We start from the raw sequence: 18,212 nt of genomic DNA on the forward strand, positions 1-18,212 counted from the left end.
TCGACGGCGTGAGCTTTCATATCGCCGCCGGCGAGACCTACGGCCTGCTGGGCCCCAACGGCGCGGGCAAGACCACCAGCATCTCCATGGCGGTGGGCCTGATGCAGCGTGACGGCGGCCAGGTGCTGTTGGACGGCGAGCCCCTCGATCCCGGTACGACCAGCCTCAAGGCCAAGATCGGGCTGGTGCCGCAAGACCTGGCCATCTACCCCGACCTGACGGCGCGGGAGAACCTGCGGTTCTTCGGCCGCCTCTACGACATGCCGCGCACCGAGCTGCGCAGCCGCGTGGACGAGGTGCTCGAGATCATCGGGCTGAGCGACCGAGCCGACGACCGCGCCGACACCTTCTCCGGCGGGATGAAGCGCCGGCTCAACATCGGCATCGGGCTGTTGCACGCCCCGCGCCTCCTGGTGCTGGACGAGCCGACCGTCGGTGTGGATCCGCAGAGCCGCAACGCCATTCTGGAGAGCATTGAGCAGCTGGGCAGCGAGGGCCTGGCGGTGCTGTACACGACCCACTACATGGAAGAAGCCGAGCGACTCTGCGACCGCATCGGCATCATCGATCGCGGGCAGATCAAGGCCGAGGGCACGCGCCGCGAGCTGGCCCAGATCGTTCGCGAGCACGACCGCGTGCGCCTGAGCGCCACTGGTTCCCTTCACACTGGCGCCGAGGCCATCGGTGGCATCGCCGGCGTGCAACAAGTTGACGTCGTCGACGGCGGCATCGAGGTGCTGGTCGAGCAGGCCGGCAACTCGCTGATGGCGATGCTGTCGGCGATGGACGAGGCCGGCGTGTCGATCACCGGCGTCGAGATCGACGAGCCGAATCTCGAAGCCGTATTCCTGCATCTCACCGGGCGCTCGCTGCGCGACTGAGCATGCGGTCCGCCCTGGTCATCGCCGGAAAGGACCTGCGGCAGCGCGCCCGCGACCGCTCGGTCTACGTGTTTGCCATCGTCGCTCCGCTTGGCCTGGCGGCCATTTTCGGCTTCGTGTTCAACCCCATCAGCGATGCCGACTTTACGGCGACGTTCGCCGTGGCCAACGTCGACCAAGGACCACTCGCGGCCCCGCTGGTCGACGGCGTGCTCGGCGGTCTCGCGGACGACGGCAACGTCAACCTGGTGCACGCGGCGAGCGCGGAGGAGGCCACACGCCTCGTCGAGGGCGACGGTGAACGAGCCGACCAGGATGTCGACGCGGCCATCATCATTCCCGCCGGGTTTTCCGCCCGCGTGCAGACCGGTCAGCCAGCGGAGCTCCGCGTCGTCCAGAATGCGAACGCGTCTCTCGCGTCAACCCTTGCCCTGGCAATCGTCCAGGAATATGCCCGCCAGCTCGACTATGTGCAGGGCGCGCTGACAACCGTGATTTCGTCGGATCCCGCGCGCCTGGTCGACGCGGCCGCCATCGCGGAGCGGGCTGGGGCCACACCCAGCCCGGTCTCGGTGCAGGACGTATCCGCGACCATCAAGCAACTGGACAGCACGACGTTCTACGCCGCCGGCCTGGCCACGTTCTTCCTGTTCTTCACGGTGCAATTCGGCGTCAACAGCCTGCTGGAGGAGCGCCACGCGGGCACGCTGAGCCGCTTGCTGGCGGCGCCCGTGCCGAAGGGGTCGATCATCCTCGGCAAGGCAATGACGGCGTTCGGCCTGGGCGTGGTGAGCATGCTGATCATGATCGTGGCCACCAGTTTCATCTTGGGCGCCGATTGGGGCAATCCCGTCGGCGTCGCGCTGCTGGTCGTCGCGGCCACAGCGTCGGCGATCGGCGTCATGGCCATGGTCAGCGCCCTGGCGCGAACTTCGGAGCAGGGCGCGGTGTTCTCGTCCATCGCCGCCGTCGTGCTGGGAATCCTCGGCGGGACGTTTTTCCCAATCAATCAAGCCGGCGGCGTGCTCGCGAGCCTGCGATTCGTCGCGCCGCACGCGTGGTTCCTGCAAGGACTGGGCGACCTCGCCGGCGGCGCGCTCGGCGACATCGTGCCCGGGGTCGCCGCGTTGCTCGTGTTCACCGTCGTGACGTCGGGCATCGCGCTCGTGCTATTGCGGCGGAGGCTCAACCCGTGAAGGCGCTCGCCATCGCCGCCTCGAACCTGCACCGCTTCGCGCGCGAGCGATCCAACGTGTTCTTCGTCCTGATTCTGCCCATGCTGCTCATCCTGGTGCTGGGCTCGGTGTTTGGCCGCGGCTTCGAACCGCGCGTGGGGCTGGTGGCTCCCGGGACCGGGGATCTCACGAACGCCTTGATCGAAGGGCTGGAGGCACATGAGGAGTTCGCGGTGCACCAGCACACCGACCGCGATACGGTGGTCGGCGCCGTCGAGCGCGGCGAGTTGGAGGCCGGATTGATCCTTCCGCCCGACTACGACGATGCCATTCGCGCCGGCGACACGGTCGAGATCGACTTCATCGCTCGTCCGGGACAGGACTCGTTGAGCCTGCGTCGCACCGTCGACGCGCTGCTGGCGGAGCAGATCGCGCTGCCGCGCATTGCCGCGTTCGTTGCCCGGGAGGGCGAAATCCCCTACGACCAAGCTCTGGCCCAGGCGGCCGCGGTTTCAGGCGAAACCGCCGGAGTGCAAGTCGTGTCGACGGTTGCTGGAGAGTCGTTCATCGGCCGCCGCAGCTGGGGACAATTCGATCTCGGGGCGCAGCAGCAGCTGATGCTGTTCATGTTCCTCACCTCGCTCGCGGGTTCGGCCGCGCTGGTGCAGACGCGGCGGCTGGGCATCGCGCGCCGCATGTTCGCCACGCCCACGACCGTGCGCACCATCCTGCTCGGCGAGGGACTGGGGCGATTCGGCGTCGCCCTGGTGCAGGGCGTCTACATCATGCTGGGCACCATGGTGATTTTCGGCGTTCGTTGGGGCGATCCGCTCAGCGCCCTGCTGATCGTGGCGGCCTTCGGCCTCGTGGGCAGCGGGGCCGCCATGCTCATGGGCGCGCTCTTCAGCAACGACCAGCAGGCGGCGCCGGTGGGCGTGTTCCTGGGTCTGGGCACCGCGGCCCTCGGCGGCTGCATGTTGCCGCTCTATGTGATGGAGCTGTTCGCCCCCGCCGTATGGACCGCGGCGCACGTGATGCCGCACGCCTGGGCACTGGATGCGTTCGAGATCCTGGCCCTCCGCAATGGCGGCGTGGGCGACGTGCTGCCGTTCCTGGGCATCCTGCTCGGGTACGCCGCGGGGTTCTATGTACTGGCGATCTGGCGGCTGCGGGCGGTGCTCACGCGCTAGGACTAGGGGCTATCAGGCGGGTAGCCCCTGGCGACGACCGCTGGGTTGAGAGTTTGGGGCGACGCATGCGGTGCCCCTACGCTTGGATTCACAGCTCGAATGGCCGCCGGGTTCCCGCCTTCAGCAACCGTTGCAAAACCCGGCCAAGCCGGCGGATGTCCGGGCGAATCCTATCCGCCTCCAGATTCACTGATGGGTGGATTCCCGCCTTCGCGGGAATGACGGCGGGGTTACGCCGGGGTCTCCAGCAGAGCGCTGATTGGCGCGCGGGGAACCCTATCGCCCGATGCTGCGGAGATAGTCGCGCGAGATGCGCGCCCGTTCGCGCGGCGGCTGATCGACGAGCCGCCCGCCGTGGCAGACGACCCAACCGTCGTACTCGATTTCGTCGAGAGTGTCGAAGATGGCGGGAATGCTGGGAAACAGGTCGCCCGCCCCGACGTTGACGTAGCGCCAGCCGCGGTAGTCCTGCAGGTGGACATAGGCGAGCCGCCCGCCGAACTCGCGCAGGCACTCGCAGGCGTCCCAGCCGATGAGCTGCGCGTGCGATACGTCGATGCACAGCTTGAGCTCGGGTGCAGCGTCCAGGACCTGACGAATCTCGCGCTCGGTCTGCACCAGTTGCCCGGTGTGGAAGTGGAACACGACGGTCGTGCCCTGGTCGACGCCAAACTTCCGCAGCGCCTCGGCCGCAGCGGCGAAGCGGTTGATTTCATCGGTTGACGGCGGACGATTCTCGTGACGCTCCGGCGCCATGATCACGAACGCGTCCGCGCCGACGTCCGCCGCGAACTCGATGCGCCGGCAGTTGATCTCGAAGACCACCGGATCGTCGTGGAAATCCCAACCCTGCCCGCACACGCCCGCCACCGGCAGGCCGGCGTCCGTGGACATCGCGGCTACGCGCGCGGCCGAGCCGAGCCAGTCGAGCGACTGCCGCACCTCCCACCCGTCCCAGCCGGTCTGCTTGATCTCCGCGAGCATTCGCGCGAGGTCGGGCGTCGATCCCCACTCGAGCGTGTTGTAGGCGAGCTTCACAGCAATATCAGCTCTCCGATGTGCTACGCGTTCAGGATGAGCTGCACGGTCACATCGGTGAGGCGTTGCAGCTCGTCGTGCGGCATCGACTCGGCCACGGAGTGCACGTCGAGATACCCGACCGACAGGATTGCCGTCGCAATGCCCTTTTCGTTGAAGTTCTGCGCGTCGCTGCCGCCGTAGGTCGAAATGTGGCGCGGCGTGAGGCCGGCGGCGGCGATGGCGGTGTCGGCCAACCGAATGGCTGGGTGGTCGTCGGCAAAGCTCGTGGCCTTGAAGCGGCCACGCTGGGTGTAGTCGACCCGGCCGCCAAGGTCCGCCGCGGCGTCCTCGCAGGCCTTGCGCATGGTCGCCATCTGTCGCTCCAGCGCGTCCTGATCGAGACTGCGCGCCTGGCCGACGAGCTTGCACTCCGGCGGCACGATGTTGGCCGCCTGGCCGCCCGACACCACGCCCACGTTGGCCACGGTCACGTCGTCGACCTGGCCCAGCGGCATGTTGTCCACCGCCCGCGCCTGCATGGCGATGGCGTTGATGCCGTCTCCCGCGGCGATGCCGGCGTGCGCCGCCCTGCCGTGAAAGACCGCCTCGAAGCCGAATGATCCGGCCTGGTGGGTGACGAGATCGCCGACGGGACCGCCGGCATCGAGCACGAATGCCACGCGCGATTCGATGTCGTTCGGGTCGAAGGCATCCGCGCCGAACTGGCCCACGTCCTCGCCCACTGTGAAGACCAGCTCGATGGGTCCGTGATCCGCTCCCGCGTCATGGACGGCGAGCACCGCCTCGACGATGGCAGCCACGCCGGCCTTGTCGTCGGCCCCCAGCACGCTCGAACCGTCGGAGTAGACGGCGTCGGCCTTGACGATCGGCACCATGCCGGGCGTGGGCTGCACGGTGTCCATATGCGCATTGAGCATGATCGGCGCGGACTGCTTGCCCTTGGCCGGCCACTTGCCGATGAGATTGCCGATCTCGTCCCGTGAGCAGACCACCCCAACGTCCTCCAGCAGCGGCTGCAGGATCGCCACCACCCGGTCCTCGTTGCCCCAATAGCTGTCCACGCTGAGGATGTCGACGAAGATCTTGAGCAAGCGGTCGTGGTCGGCAGCGACCGGGGCGGTTGGCGATGTCATCGTGAGGTTCGTCTCCAGGTGTCGAGGCGTGGCCGCATGCCGCGCAGTGTGGCATTCAACGTGCTAAGGCGTGCGCATCGTACGGCCCTGCGCCGCAACCGTCAGAGTCCTGGCACGAAGGCGCCGGCGAGCGTCGGCACCCAGCGAAGAGTCCCGTTCAGCACGCTTCGCTGCCGGGCTCTCACGATGTGTTGGGATTCGAGACGTTCTGTGGCACCAATGCCGCCGGTTCACGGAACGACCGCAACCTCAGCGGCGGCGGCCGCCGCAACAAGATCGGCATCGAGGGTTGCGAGTGCTGCCCGACGCCTTTGCGCCAGCTCCAGGTAGACGGCGTCGTAGATCGATATGCGATGCGAACGTGCGAGCGCGACAACCGCGTCGAGGTCGGGCTCGGAGTCAGTGACGACTGGGAGTTGCCGCAGCGCACGCAGGCGGTCGGCCATCCCCTGCGCCGTCAGGCGGCCGCGGCGCTCGGCGGTGACGAGTGCGTTTCGCACCTCAAGCTGCCAAAGCTGCGGCACCAGCGCCCCGTCTTGTGACACACGCCCGGCCACGCGCACGGCCCGTGGATCGAGCTCATCGTCCAGAAGCCAATCGCAGGCCACGGACGCGTCGAGGACGAGAGTTGTCACATGCGATGCCCGGCGTGACGCGCGGCCAGGATCTCGGCACGCGACATTCCAGTCGGTTGCCATTGCGAGCGGGCCTGCATGAACCGATCCATCGCCTCCCGCCAGCGGGCGCGCTGGCCGACGGGCACTGGAGTGAGATGGGCAACCGCCGTGCCATGACGTGTGATCGCAATGGTTTCGCCGGCCTCAACCTGGCGCAGGATCTCGGCCAGATGCGCCTTGGCATCGGTTGCTCGCACTTCACGCACGTCGGGCACGCCATATAGTTATTATGACCATTCGAGGCTATCACATTGAGGCCACCCGAGAGGCAGCGGCAATCTGACTGTCGTGATGGACTTGGTAGCGACGGCAATGCAATCTTGGGATCGGGACCAGGGGGTTCCGCCAGGCATTAGGCGAGGTCAACGTCACCGAAAACAGTCCGGACGAGGGATTGGAGCGGCGTCGACGCCCCCGGGTCGCCGGGTGCCACAGCTCCGACAACCAGGCGGCCCGGAACACTCAGCGGGCGTCGCCGGACGCCGCGTTCTCAGCAACCCCTGACCTCGCCAGTTCCATTCGCGAGCGATTCGCGCCGCTCGGCGGCGTCGAACTCGAGCTGCCGCCCCGCGATCCGATACGCAGTCCGCCACAGTTCGACTGATCGTCCGGTGGCCACGCCAGCGGTCAGTGATTGCCAAGGTTGCAGCATCGATGTGCTCGACCCCTGGGCTGCGGACGGCTGAGCGGCGCCGACCATGTACGACGTCGTGATCGTGGGCGCGGGCGTGATGGGCAGCGCGACGGCCTATTGGCTCAGCCGGGCCGGCAAGCGCGTGGCGTTGCTGGACACATACAGCCCCGGTCACGTGCGGGCGTCGTCCGCCGACGAGTCCCGCATGGTGCGCTATCAGTACCGCGGGCAGACGCTCTACACCGAGATGGTCGCCGCCGCGGTGGAGCTTTGGAAGGAGTTCGACCGCCGGATGGGTGCCAGTTTCTATCGCGAGCAGGGCGCCCTCGCGTTGCAGGCCCAGCCGGACAACGCGCCGTTCATGGAGGGCTATGAGGGGCTGCTCGATCTCGGCTACGAGCCGCGGTGGCTCGACGGGGGCGAAGTGCGACGACGGTATCCCCAATTCACGAACGTCGACTCCGGATATCTGCTCGAGGGCCTCGGCGGCTATGTCGCCGCGGGTCCGGTCACGCAGGCGCTTGCCCAGGCGGCCGCCGACCTTGGCGCCGACCTGCAGACGGGCGCCGAGGTCACGGAGTTGCAGGCACCAGGCGGCCGCACCGCGCGCGCCGTCACCCGGGACGGACGCGCGTTCGAAGCCGAGGTCTTCGTGATTGCCGCCGGACCGTGGACCCCGAAGCTGCTACCCGACTTGCCGATCCCCATTCGGTCCACCGCCGAACGGCTTCACTACCTCACGCCCCCGGACACCGACGCCTACTCCTACCCCCGGCTGCCGCCGTTCTTCGTAATGGACACGAACTTCTACGGCTTTCCGGTGCACTGGCGCGGCTGCGTGAAAGTGGCGGACGACACCATCGGCGCGAGGTTCGATCCCGACCGCGATCGCGAGCACGAAGACCCCGAAGCGCTGGCGAAGCTGCGGGCATTTCTGCACCACCACATGCCCGACCTCAGCGAGGCGGAGGTGGTCTATAGCAAGACCTGCATCTATTCGATGACGCCCGATACCGACTTCGTGATCGACCATTTGCCGGATATGGAAAACGCGATCGTGGCGGCGGGATTCTCGGGGCACGGGTTCAAGTTCGGGATCTTGATCGGCCAAATCCTGGCGGACCTGGCCATTTACGGCCGAACCCGCTGGGACCTGACCCGCTTTCGCCTCGACCGCGAACCGGTGTCCATGGACGGGCACTGGTAGCCGGACGTCCGCCCGCGCTCAGTCGTCGCGCCAGACCTCGCCGAACAGCCGCAGCCAGTTCCCGCCCAGGATCTTGCGCGCCGCGTCCTCGCGATAGCCGCGCCGCAGCAGGCCCTCGGCGACGTTGACGAACTCCAGCGGGTTGGCGAAGCCTTGCAGCAGGCGGAACGGCTGGGGCACGTCGCCTGACGAGAGGAAGGGCTCGTGGCCGTGCGACGCCCCAATCCAGTCGAACCACTCCAGCGTCCGGCCCATGCAAAAGTCGGTGCCAACGGCCACCTGGTCGTCGCCGACCATGTCCACCAGGTAGTCGATGGCGTCCAGGTAGTCGTCCAGCGTCGAGTCGTAGCCGTGGCGATGGTGAGCGGGAAACGCGTTGGCGCCGACCACGCCGCCGCGGCCGGTAAGGGCGCGAATCGCCTCGTCGGTCTTGTTGCGCGGATAGTCCGTCTGGGACCGCGCGTTGGCGTGGGTGAAGGCCACCGGCCGCTCGGAGTGCTCGATCGTCTCCAGCACCGTGCGATCCCCGACGTGCGAGAGGTCGATCAGGATGCCGAGGCGGTTCATTTCGCGAATTGCCGCCAGGCCGATGACGCTAAGGCCGTCGTCGTGTCGCTCCCAGCAGCCGTTGCCGAAGAGATTTCGTTCGTTGTAGGTCAACTGGACGATACGCACACCGAGCGCGTGAAAGAGCCGGAAGCGCCGCACGTCGTTGCCCACCGGGGCCGCGTTCTGCCAGCCAAGAATGATGCCGGTGCGTCCCTCGGCCTTGGCGGCGTGAATGTCGGCCACGCGCCGCACCGGTCGGATGTAGTCGGCATAGTCCTCGAACCAGCGCAGCCAGGCGGTGATATTGGCGAGGGCTTCCTCGAATCCCTCCCAGATCGCGCAAGTAGCGTTGACGGCCGTGACGCCGCCATCTCGCAAGTCGCGGAATATCTTTTCGTCGCCCCAGTTGCTGGTGTCGAGACCGTCGATCACCACGGCGTCGTCGAAGAGGCCGCGGGCCGCGGCGCTCGCGACCCATGGTTGGGTTGTCATGGCGTGCTCCTTCCCGGTCGGCCGCATCGCTTCGCTCGTCGTGGGCGAGGATAGCGGGCTTCCGACGGGCCGGGCGATAGGGCGGTGCGCGCCTGGTCTCCGGCTTCCGCTGGACTGGCGAGGCCAGCAGATGTCCGGGATCAAGCTGAGGCATGGACCCAAACGGCACCGATCGCTCGCCGGAAAACACCAATCGAGACTCCATATCTGTAGTACTCTGGCGCCCGCATCCGCTACGGGCGAGAGCAGCCGTACGATGGCTGCTCGGAGGGGATTCGAGCATGGTGCCGACAAAGGGGTCTGTCGCCGAAATTTCCAAGCCAGCAAGCGCCCGGGCGGCGCTTCGCTTGGTTGCCGTGGCAGCCGTCGCGGCGTTGCTCGCCATGGCGTTCGCGACGTTCGGCGCCGGACGAGTCTCGGCGGGCCAGCCGGATTGCCAGTTCGTTCTTGGCTTCGAGGCGCTTCAGGCCGCGATTCCGGACGCCGTCGGCGACTGCCTGGAAAACGAGAATCACGATCCGAGCGACCGGATTACGCGCCAGCAAACCACCGGCGGGACGCTGGTCTGGCACAAGGCCTCCAACTGGACCGGCTTCACCGACGGCTACCGCACGTGGGTAATCGGTCCGCGGGGTCTGCAGCAGCGGCTGAGCATCGAGCGGTTCGCGTGGGAGCCGGCGTCGATCGCCGTGGGGGCCGACCTCGAGGCAGACGCGCAGACGCTGGCGTATGTTTCCGCGGCCATCGCCAAATACGACGAGGACGGCCTGGCGGCCACCGTCGACTTCTACAACAGCGAGGCGAGCATCGAGGACGGCCGCTCCCTGCTCATGGTCGACCGATCTAGCTTGACCGTCTTGGTCGCGCCAATCTTCGGCAACCTGGTTGGGGCGACGCTGCCACCCGCTCACTCGCTGACGCGGCTGGTCCGCGGCGTGGCCGATAGCGGGTGGATCAACCACTTGCAGACGAATCCCGCGACCGGCCAGCGAGATTCAAAGCGCAGCTACTTCGCGCTCCACGACGGCGTCGTCTTTGGATCTGGACACTTCTCGGTCCGGGCGAACCTCGCGGGAATCATTCGCGAGTACGTGAGCAACGCCATCGGGCACTACCGGACGGAAGGCCTGGACGCGACCATCGACTTCTACAACAGCCGCGAGAGCGTTGACGGCGAGCTGTACCTGTTCCTGATGGATGCCGACGACATCTATCTCGCCCATCCGATCTTTCCCCGCCTGATCGGCACGGACGTGAAGGACGTCGTGGGATCCAACGGCTACGAGCTCGGTATCGAGATTGCCAAGGCAACCGCCGAAGGGCACTGGGTCGAGTACTTGTGGCCCAACCCGGTGACGGGTCGGGAGGAGCCGAAGACCACCTGGGTCGTGCGGCACGAGGGTCTGATCTTCGCCTCCGGCTACTACACGCCGGATCCCATGGCAGAGCCACCGGCTTGGCTCAACGCGGATCCGCGCGAATACACCGTCGAGTACGTGCAGCAGGCCATCGAGCGCTACGAGCGCGACGGCCTGGAGTCGATGACGAACTTCTACAACAGCACGGCGGCCTTCGAAGGGCAGTTCTACCTGTTCGCGATGGATGCGAACGATATCTACTTCATCCATCCGCTCTTCCCGCGCCTGATCGGCACTGACATCAAGGACGTGGTCGGGTCCGACGGCTTCGAGCTGGGCAAGGCGATCGCGGAGGCAACGGAGGAAGGCATCTGGGTCGAGTACCTGTGGCCTCACCCGGTGACGCTGCAGGAAGCCCCCAAGGTCACCTTCGCCATCCGACACGACGGACGGATCTTTGCCTCGGGTTACTACCCCGCGGCCGACGATCCGGAGGCGCACACGATGGCCTACGTGCAGGCGGCGATCGACCGCTACGAGGCCGACGGCCTGGAGGCGACCGTTGCCTACTACAACAGCTCAGAGAGCTTTGACGGCGCGTCGTTCCTGTTCCTGGTCGACGAGAACGACCTCTACCTGGTGCACCCGTTGCTGCCGCAGCGGATCGGCACGGACGTGAAGCTGGTGAGGGCGCGCGGGCTCGACGGCGCGGTCTTCAACTACGGCGAACAGATCGCCGGCGTGACCGAGGAGGGACGTTGGTTCCACATCTTGCGTCCGTCGGCCCAGGGCACGGGCAGCGTGGCGCACGCGTGGGTGATTCGACACGATGGGCTGATCTTCGGGTCGGCGTACTTCGACGATGAGTAGCTCCTAGGCGGACACTCGGCGACATCGGGCGTCCGATGGAGCGCCGCGCCGGCGGTCAATGCCGTTGGCGCGGCGCTCTATCGCTTCTTCGCACCGACTCGCATTGGGCAGTCGGTGCGGAATGCCGAGATGCGGCGAGGCTGGTCGCCTTCCGGGAGGTTGGCGGCCGCAACAACTGCCGCAGGCGTGTAGCTCGCCTACTGCTCCACGCGGCAAGTGATCACGTCGACGCCATGGTATTTGCGATGGTGGACCGACGACGCGAAGTGCCGCAGGAGCCTTGTCGACAGTTGCTGCGCGTCGTCAAATCCGGCGTGGTCGCTCACCAGAGCTAGTTGATCTTCGATATTGCCGTCGCTGTCTTCACGCGAGTAGACCACCAGCTCAACCTCGGCGGCGTCGCCGTCCGCGTGCACCGAGGCCACCAGCCGGCGCCGGTGGTCGACCTCACCGTCGCCGCCCTGCTCCAATAGCGTGAGCACCGCTTCCTCGACCGCCAGGTTGAGGCGCGTCGTTGCTGAATCGCTCCATTTGTTCTGTGACGCAAAGCGATTCAAGAACGCGCCGATATCCGGCAAGGCCGCGTGGGACAAGTCCGCATGCAGCTTGCGTGGCCAGAGCCCGCGAAACTCCGTGACCGCGGTCATCACGATCGCGGTCACCGCGCCGAGGATCACCGTGTTCCCGACCAGCTCACTCCAAATGCCCTCACTCAACTGGCCGATGCTTCCCGCCGAGAGGCCGAGCACCAGCGATACGCCCGTGATGACAGACTTCCTATTGTTCAAAGGACCGGAAAACACCCACTTCGCACCCTCAATGAAGAGCAGCCCGAAGACCATGATGTAGACGGCGCTCACGACTGAGTTCGGCGTTGCGGCAAGAGCGGCAATAATCTTTCCGAACGGTGCGATCAATAGCGTGAGCAACCCAAGGTAGATTCCGACGGTCCTGGCGGCGATGCCGGTGAATCCGATGTACACGGCGGTGGATGACCAGGGTGCGGATACAGGCAAGGTGGCCAGAAGGCCCGTGAGCAGCGTCGTGCCCCCATACACGTTCAAACCGCTTTGGATCGTCCTGAAGTCCAGCGCACGCGGCTCGCGAAATGAAGCCCGCTTGATGACCGAAAGATCGCCGACGACCTTGAGGAACGCCGTGAGCTTTACGATCAAGAACGCCGGCAACATTGACCAGAACCGCACTCCGAAGTCGAACTCCCACTGCGGCCACTCAAGATCGCCAAAGCTCAGCCAGGAAGCCTCCTCCACCGGCCCACCGTCATACAGTCCCATGGGGATGGCCACGGCCAACCCCGCAGCGACAGCGATTGGCAGCGTCCACACACGGCGCGCGGCCGAAGCTTGCACCGCGCCCCACAGTCCGGCGCCGAGCGCGACAACACCAGGAATGACGACGAGCGCCGATTGATCGTGGGATTGCGCGATCGTCCGGTCCACGATGAATGGAACGGCGGATACGGCCACGAGCATGATGATGATTCCGCTGACCGTAGGCGTGAATATTCGCCGCAGCGACGAGAGGCGCGAGACAAGGACGAACTGCAAGAGCGTCGACGCGATGACCAGGGTTGCCAGCAGGCCCGGACCGCCTTCGGCAAGCGCCAACACCGACATCGCCAGCAGCGGCACATTCAGGTTCGTGACGACCAGTCCCCCCGAGCCCAAATGGCGAAACGGGAAGGCGTGCAGAATCATGCTCAAGCCGGAGATTGCCAGCCCGGTAAAGGTGACCCAGGCGAGGTAGCTATCCGATTCGCCGGACGCTCGGACGACGAACGTGGTGAGCAGAATGATGCTTATCGTATTCGGAATGAAGATAAGTAGAGCCGCGCCAATCGCCTGCCGCAAGGGGGGCTTATCCGCCGGCTCGTAACGCATATTGTTCACCCGGTTCGGTGCGTCAACGGTGACGCAGCGGCCACAATGCTATACGGAGTTTCCTGAACTCCGGCGAATCGTATCAGTAGCGTTTAGCCCTGCGCGCCGCGCGTATGGCACTCGCCGCATCCAGTCCAGCGGCCCCAACGACCGCTCGGGAGCGCGGCTGCTCGCAACCGCGTCCGATCGCCACTCCTGGCGAGGACTCCGATTCACCCGGTCACGCCGGCAAAGTCCTCCAGGGCATTCGCAGCGGCCTCGATGTCCGAGCCGTCGTTGAAGGCGTGGAAGGAAAAGCGCACGGCCGTATAGCCGTAGGCGGCCCGGCACAGAATGCGGTGGGTCTTGCGGCAGTGCTCGGCCAGCGGCATCCCCGGCGCCCCCTCTAGGCCAACCGTGAAGATTCCCGATCGCGCGGCACCCTGGTCGGGCGTCTTGATTTGCGCGCCGGGCATGTCGCTGAAGACTCGGCGGGCATCCGCCGCAGTCGCCGCACAGCGCTGCTGTATGGCTTCCAGCCCCAGGTCGCTCACCAGCTGAATCGAGGAGCGCCAGGCGGCGTAGAGCGCATAGGGCCGAGCGCCGAACTCGTAGCGCTCGGCCGTCGGATGAAAGCCAAAGCTGCCCGGAGGGAATTCGGCCTCGGTCACCGCCCCTCCCCCGCTGCCCGATGGGAGCAGACGTTCCTGAGTATCGCGCCGCACGTACATGGCGCCGATGCCGTAGGGCCCCATGCTCCACTTGAAGGCCGGGAAGGCCATGACGTCGCAATCGAGCAGGCGCACGTCGGTTGGGCGGGAGCCGAAGGATTGCGCGGCATCCACGACGGTCACAATTCCGCGTTCCCGAGCCAACGCGGAAACCTCGTCAACCGGCAGCACAACCCCGCGCTCGGTGGTGACGTGGCTGAGACAGATCGCGCGCGTATTGGGCGTGAGCGCCGCCTCCAGGTCTCGCAGGAACGCATCGTCGTCGCCGTTGACCTGGACGGCGACCAGCTCCAGACCCAGGCGATCCCGCAGCGTGAGCCACGGCAAATAGCCGCTTGGGTGCTCCTCGGCGGTGAGGATCACTCGGTCGCCGCGCTGTAACTCGAGGGCTGCGGCGACCCACGAGATGGCCTCGGAGATTGCGCGGATCAGCGCGATCTCGTCCGAATCCGCGCCGATTAGCGCCGCAATCTCGCCGCGTAGGGCGGCCAGCTCCGCGGTGTAGACCTGATAGAGCTCGGGATTCGTGGTCGTCATGACCGCTTCGCGGTCGTAGAAGGCTTGCTGCAAATCCAGCGTCGCCTGCGGCGTGGGCGCCACGCCGCCGGAGTTCAAGCAGCGGTAGTGGCGCAGGGCCGGCAGCACCTCGCGTAGCTCAATGAAGGCGTTGGCTTCAGTCATTAGTTCCGATTATGTCAAGCCATCGGGTCGCGTCCAGTGTCTCACGAATTCTGCCACTGCGCGGTATCTCCTCCTAAATCCCCACAGCAGAGTAGGCGGCGCTGCGGCGGTTCCCCAAATCGAACCCGCACGCCAGCATCCAGGCACACACACGCGTCAAGAGTTCAGACGTGAATGCCTGGAGGCTCCGGTTGAATTCGCGTCGCAGCCAACGGCGAATATCGCGAATGTCCGCCGGCACCCAAATTCCTCCGCTCGATCCATTCCGCTTCTCTCGTCGGCCTGTCGGGGCTACTGATGACAAATTTCGGCAATGTTTCATCTCTACCGTCAGCAGCGTGAAGGACGTTTCACGGCGGGAGCGACGAGATGCGCTTCAAAGAACTGACGACGAAAATGATCCCGGCTGGCGCGATCTTGGTCGTCCTGCTCGGCGCGGTCGTTCTGATCGGCTGCGGCGCCACCGGCGCCGTCAACGGCTTGGCGACCGGCAGCGCAGCGGCAGGTCTTGGCGCCGGACCGTCAGGCGGCGAAGCCGCCGGCGAGCGTCGCGCCGGAGGGGAGCAGGGTGGCGGCGGAGCCAAGGGCGGCCCGTCACCCGGTGAAGGTGGTGCGGAAGGCGCCGGAGGCGAGGGACACGGTCCCGGCGGCGAGGTCGGCGCCGGCAATGAAGCGGCCATGGAAGCCGCGATGTCGAGCCCGATTACCCCGCTCAATCAGCCGTGGACCGGCGTGCTCGGCGGGCTGGAGGTTTCCGCCCGGTACGACGCGGCGACTCAATCGGTCCAGGCCACGGTGCAGAACACGCTGTCGCAGGTCCTCTGCTACGTGCAGTCGGAACCGCACCTGAAGCGCGGGACGACAACGGTGGGCGAGCTTGGTCCCGACGTGCTCGGGCATCTGAGCCCCGGTCAGCAGGCAACGTCCAGCGTGTCGGTGGCCAGCGAGCCGAGCCTCGCGGGAGTCGCATTCGACGGCTACGTCGTTCACCTCGAAGTGTTCGATTGCGGCGGGGCCGGCCCTGTGCCCCACACCGGAGGCGGCGGCGGTGAAGGCGCCGGCGGTGAGGGACACGGTCCCGGCGGCGAGGGTGGTGACGAAGGCGGCGGTGGCGAAGAAGGCAGCGGGGCCAATACCCTGCCGCCGGACCAGACCTTCGACCAGGTTCGCGGCGGCGCCCGGCTGATCCTGAACTACGACCCGGCAAGCAATGCCTTCCGGGGCACGATCGAGAATACGACCAACAGCGTGTTGACCCGAGTGAGGATCGAAGTGCACCTGTCCAACGGCACGGAGCTGGGTCCGACGACCCCGATCGACCTGGCGCCGGGCCAGGCGGCATCGGTCAACCTGCCGTCAACGCCGGAGTCGTTCACCGGCTGGGTCGCGCACGCCGAGGTTGGCAGCGGCGAAGGCGGCCATACGGGCGGCGAGCACGATGGCCGCGGTGGATCCGGCGGCGAGCACGGCTCCCGTGGCGAAGGGGGCAGAGGCGGCTAGAGTCCATTGGAGCCAGCCCACGGACGGTGGACGCGGAGTCTCTGCGAGGCGCCGCGTCCATCGAGGCTGCGTCTCCGACTTGACTCCCTAAGGGATTGGTGATGAGCGGCACGGTCTTGATCATCGAAGACGACACGAGGATCGCGCGCTGGGTCAAGGTGTACTTCGAACGCGCCGGATACCTCGCCGAAGTTGCGCCTGATGGCAGGGCCGGTTTGGACCTGGCCCGCGATCTGGCTCCGGACTTGATCATCCTCGATCTGATGCTGCCGCGCCTCGATGGCGTGGAGCTGTGCCGAATCCTGCGCCGGGAATCGGACGTACCGATCATCATGCTCACGGCACGAGAAGCCCCCGCCGAGCGAATTGCCGGGTTGGAAACCGGAGCCGACGACTACATTGTCAAGCCCTTCGATCCCGAGGAGGTCATTGCACGCGCCCAGGCCGTGCTGCGTCGCGTCAAGGGCAGAGTGCAGCGGGTCTTGACATGCGGGCACATCAGCCTGAATGCGTCCACCCGCAGCGTGACAATCAACGAACAGCCCGTCACCCTCAGTCAAGCGCAGTTTGCGCTGCTCTCAACGTTCATGCGTCACCCCAACCAGGTGCTCACCCGCGACCAGCTGATCGCGATGGCACTCAATGACGGATTCCAGGGGCTCGACCGTGCCATCGACAGCCAGATCTCGCGCCTCCGGAAGCGGATCAGCCGAGACGGCGCCCAGCCGATTCAGACCGTCTACGGCGCCGGCTACCGGTTTGTGGTGGAGGACGACTAGTGTCGCTGCGTTGGCGAATCATGGGGGCGATGGTCACCGTGATCATCCTTGCCATCCTCGTCAACATTGGCGTGGCGTATTTCGCTACACAGGCCCGTCTCGGAGTGTTTGTCGACGAGATTGGCGACGATGGGGCGCAGCAACTCGCCCAGAATCTGAGCCGGGAATACACGGCCGCCGGCGATTGGGAAACGGTGGACCGGCCGCTCACCGAGGCCGGGATCCTCTACCAGGGCGCCCAGCAACAGGAGCAATCGCACGAACGGGGAGGGGAACACCTTGGGTCTTCCGATCACGACCAGATTCGAATTGTTGTCGCAGACGTCGATGGCCGGGTGGTGACCGACACCTCGTCCGAACTGGCACCGGGCACACTCGCCCCCAATCTGGACGGACGTCGTGAACCGGTGGTCGACCTCGCGACAGACGAGATCGTCGGCTACGTCAACGTGGACGTTGATCGCGAGTTCCTATCGACTGAGTCACATGGCTTTCTTGCGACGCTCCTCGCCATCACGCTGATTGGAGGAACGCTGACGGCCGGCGCGGCCATCCTGCTGGCCGCCTGGTGGTCCCAGCGAATCACGGCGCCGGTGAGGGCCTTGACCGAGGCAACGCAGGGAATTGCCCAGGGAGATGCGGCCCAGATTCCCGTCACCTCCTCGGACGAGTTGGGCCGGATGAGCGCGGCATTCAATCGGATGGCCACCGCCCTGGAGTCGCAGCGGGAGCTTCGCCGGCGACTCATCAACGACGTCGCCCATGAGCTGAACACGCCGCTGAGCGTCATCCAGCTGGAGGCGAAAGGGCTCCGCGACGGACTGCAGTCGCCCCGGTGCGCGTCCGACCAGATCACCCAGGAAGTCGAGCGGCTGCGCGGACTTGCCACCGATCTGAGCTGGCTGGCCGAGACCGACTACGGCGAATTGAGGCTTTCGCTCGAGGCAAGCTCGATTCGCGAGCTAGTCATCGCCGAGGCGGACCGCTGGCAGCCGCAAGCGCAGGCTGGACAGGTGAAGCTGTCGCTGGAGGTAGCCGCCGACCTTCCGGAAATAGCTCTCGACCGAATGCGCATGAGCCAGGCACTGGGAAACGTCCTGAGCAATGCGCTGCATGCCACCGACGCCGGCGGAAGCATCGTGCTCGGGGCGGAGCTCGACAGCGACGAGTCGCTGGTGATCTCGGTCACCGATGACGGGATCGGCATCGAGGCGGCGGACCTGCCCCATGTCTTCGACCGCTTTTACCGCACCGACCAGGCTCGAAGTCGTGGGGCAGGTGGCACGGGTTTGGGATTGGCCATCACCCGAGCCATCGTCGAAGCCCATGGGGGCGAAATCGCCCTGGCAAGCGAGGGGCCCGGACACGGTGTCACCGCGACGATTCGCCTTCCCGTAAACACGTAAACCACTGCCTCGATCGCTGGTCGTGGAT

General features: G+C 66.3%; 15 protein-coding genes. 8 read left to right on the top strand and 7 right to left on the bottom strand.

Going from position 1 to position 18,212, the window contains the following annotated elements; translation table 11 throughout:
• The first annotated feature begins 8 nt into the window (after positions 1-8).
• From OXG79_09885 to OXG79_09895, 3 genes are read left to right on the top strand one after another with little or no spacing between them, the layout of a single operon-like run.
• Positions 9-881 (top strand): ABC transporter ATP-binding protein, encoded by an 873-nt coding sequence (locus OXG79_09885; protein ID MCY3784082.1) that lies wholly within the window; start codon positions 9-11, stop codon positions 879-881.
• Between the two features lie 2 nt (positions 882-883).
• Positions 884-2,077 (top strand): ABC transporter permease, encoded by a 1,194-nt coding sequence (locus OXG79_09890; GenBank protein ID MCY3784083.1) that lies wholly within the window; start codon positions 884-886, stop codon positions 2,075-2,077.
• Positions 2,074-3,246: an ABC transporter permease gene (locus OXG79_09895; protein ID MCY3784084.1), complete on the top strand. Its 1,173-nt coding sequence runs from the start codon at positions 2,074-2,076 to the stop codon at positions 3,244-3,246. The genes OXG79_09890 and OXG79_09895 overlap by 4 nt, the downstream gene beginning before the upstream one ends.
• A 276-nt stretch (positions 3,247-3,522) precedes the next feature.
• On the opposite strand, the gene OXG79_09900 is transcribed toward OXG79_09895, so the two are convergent.
• The 4 genes from OXG79_09900 to OXG79_09915 form a co-directional block, all read right to left on the bottom strand.
• Entirely contained in the window at positions 3,523-4,284 is a 762-nt protein-coding gene (locus OXG79_09900; protein MCY3784085.1) for a sugar phosphate isomerase/epimerase, read from the bottom strand.
• Between the two features lie 23 nt (positions 4,285-4,307).
• Positions 4,308-5,420 carry a M20/M25/M40 family metallo-hydrolase gene (locus OXG79_09905; protein MCY3784086.1) on the bottom strand — a complete coding sequence of 371 codons (1,113 nt, stop codon included), beginning with the start codon at positions 5,418-5,420 and terminating at the stop codon, positions 4,308-4,310.
• A 230-nt stretch (positions 5,421-5,650) separates the two neighbouring features.
• Complete coding sequence (locus OXG79_09910; protein MCY3784087.1) at positions 5,651-6,055, bottom strand: type II toxin-antitoxin system VapC family toxin; 405 nt, start codon at positions 6,053-6,055, stop codon at positions 5,651-5,653.
• A complete protein-coding gene (locus tag OXG79_09915; protein MCY3784088.1) occupies positions 6,052-6,303 on the bottom strand; it encodes a type II toxin-antitoxin system prevent-host-death family antitoxin in 252 nt (83 codons plus the stop codon). Before OXG79_09915 ends, OXG79_09910 begins: the two co-directional genes overlap by 4 nt.
• Before the next feature lie 492 nt (positions 6,304-6,795).
• Here OXG79_09915 and solA point away from each other — a divergent pair, with 492 nt between their 5' ends.
• On the top strand, positions 6,796-7,938 hold the full coding sequence (gene solA, locus OXG79_09920) for an N-methyl-L-tryptophan oxidase (GenBank protein ID MCY3784089.1): 1,143 nt from the start codon (positions 6,796-6,798) through the stop codon (positions 7,936-7,938).
• An 18-nt stretch (positions 7,939-7,956) separates the two neighbouring features.
• On the opposite strand, the gene OXG79_09925 is transcribed toward solA, so the two are convergent.
• Complete coding sequence (locus OXG79_09925; protein ID MCY3784090.1) at positions 7,957-8,979, bottom strand: membrane dipeptidase; 1,023 nt, start codon at positions 8,977-8,979, stop codon at positions 7,957-7,959.
• A 356-nt stretch (positions 8,980-9,335) separates the two neighbouring features.
• On the opposite strand from OXG79_09925, the gene OXG79_09930 reads away from it, so the two are divergent.
• A complete protein-coding gene (locus tag OXG79_09930) occupies positions 9,336-11,207 on the top strand; it encodes a cache domain-containing protein (GenBank protein MCY3784091.1) in 1,872 nt (623 codons plus the stop codon).
• Positions 11,208-11,404: 197 nt separating this feature from the next.
• On the opposite strand, the gene OXG79_09935 is transcribed toward OXG79_09930, so the two are convergent.
• Both OXG79_09935 and OXG79_09940 read right to left on the bottom strand, forming a co-directional pair.
• A complete protein-coding gene (locus OXG79_09935) occupies positions 11,405-13,078 on the bottom strand; it encodes a hypothetical protein (protein MCY3784092.1) in 1,674 nt (557 codons plus the stop codon).
• 242 nt (positions 13,079-13,320) lie between these two features.
• On the bottom strand, positions 13,321-14,499 hold the full coding sequence (locus OXG79_09940; protein MCY3784093.1) for an aminotransferase class V-fold PLP-dependent enzyme: 1,179 nt from the start codon (positions 14,497-14,499) through the stop codon (positions 13,321-13,323).
• Between the two features lie 369 nt (positions 14,500-14,868).
• Here OXG79_09940 and OXG79_09945 point away from each other — a divergent pair, with 369 nt between their 5' ends.
• The 3 genes from OXG79_09945 (at position 14,869) to OXG79_09955 (ending at position 18,184) form a co-directional block, all read left to right on the top strand.
• Positions 14,869-15,999, top strand: a complete 1,131-nt coding sequence (locus OXG79_09945) for a hypothetical protein (protein MCY3784094.1) — start codon at positions 14,869-14,871, stop codon at positions 15,997-15,999.
• A 101-nt stretch (positions 16,000-16,100) separates the two neighbouring features.
• Complete coding sequence (locus OXG79_09950) at positions 16,101-16,778, top strand: response regulator transcription factor (GenBank protein ID MCY3784095.1); 678 nt, start codon at positions 16,101-16,103, stop codon at positions 16,776-16,778.
• Positions 16,778-18,184, top strand: a complete 1,407-nt coding sequence (locus OXG79_09955; protein MCY3784096.1) for a HAMP domain-containing sensor histidine kinase — start codon at positions 16,778-16,780, stop codon at positions 18,182-18,184. The genes OXG79_09950 and OXG79_09955 overlap by 1 nt, the downstream gene beginning before the upstream one ends.
• The last annotated feature ends 28 nt before the right edge of the window (positions 18,185-18,212 follow it).

The organism is Chloroflexota bacterium, assembly GCA_026706485.1.
Lineage (GTDB): Bacteria > Chloroflexota > UBA11872 > UBA11872 > UBA11872 > JAJECS01.

Excerpts from the sequence above, each read along its gene's own strand:
- OXG79_09890 (MCY3784083.1), top strand. The coding sequence starts at position 884 with ATGCGGTCCGCCCTGGTCATCGCCGGAAAGGACCTGCGGCAGCGCGCC.
- OXG79_09905 (MCY3784086.1), bottom strand. The coding sequence starts at position 5,420 with ATGACATCGCCAACCGCCCCGGTCGCTGCCGACCACGACCGCTTGCTC.
- solA (MCY3784089.1), top strand. The coding sequence starts at position 6,796 with ATGTACGACGTCGTGATCGTGGGCGCGGGCGTGATGGGCAGCGCGACG.
- OXG79_09925 (MCY3784090.1), bottom strand. The coding sequence starts at position 8,979 with ATGACAACCCAACCATGGGTCGCGAGCGCCGCGGCCCGCGGCCTCTTC.
- OXG79_09940 (MCY3784093.1), bottom strand. The coding sequence starts at position 14,499 with ATGACTGAAGCCAACGCCTTCATTGAGCTACGCGAGGTGCTGCCGGCC.
- OXG79_09945 (MCY3784094.1), top strand. The coding sequence starts at position 14,869 with ATGCGCTTCAAAGAACTGACGACGAAAATGATCCCGGCTGGCGCGATC.
- OXG79_09950 (MCY3784095.1), top strand. The coding sequence starts at position 16,101 with ATGAGCGGCACGGTCTTGATCATCGAAGACGACACGAGGATCGCGCGC.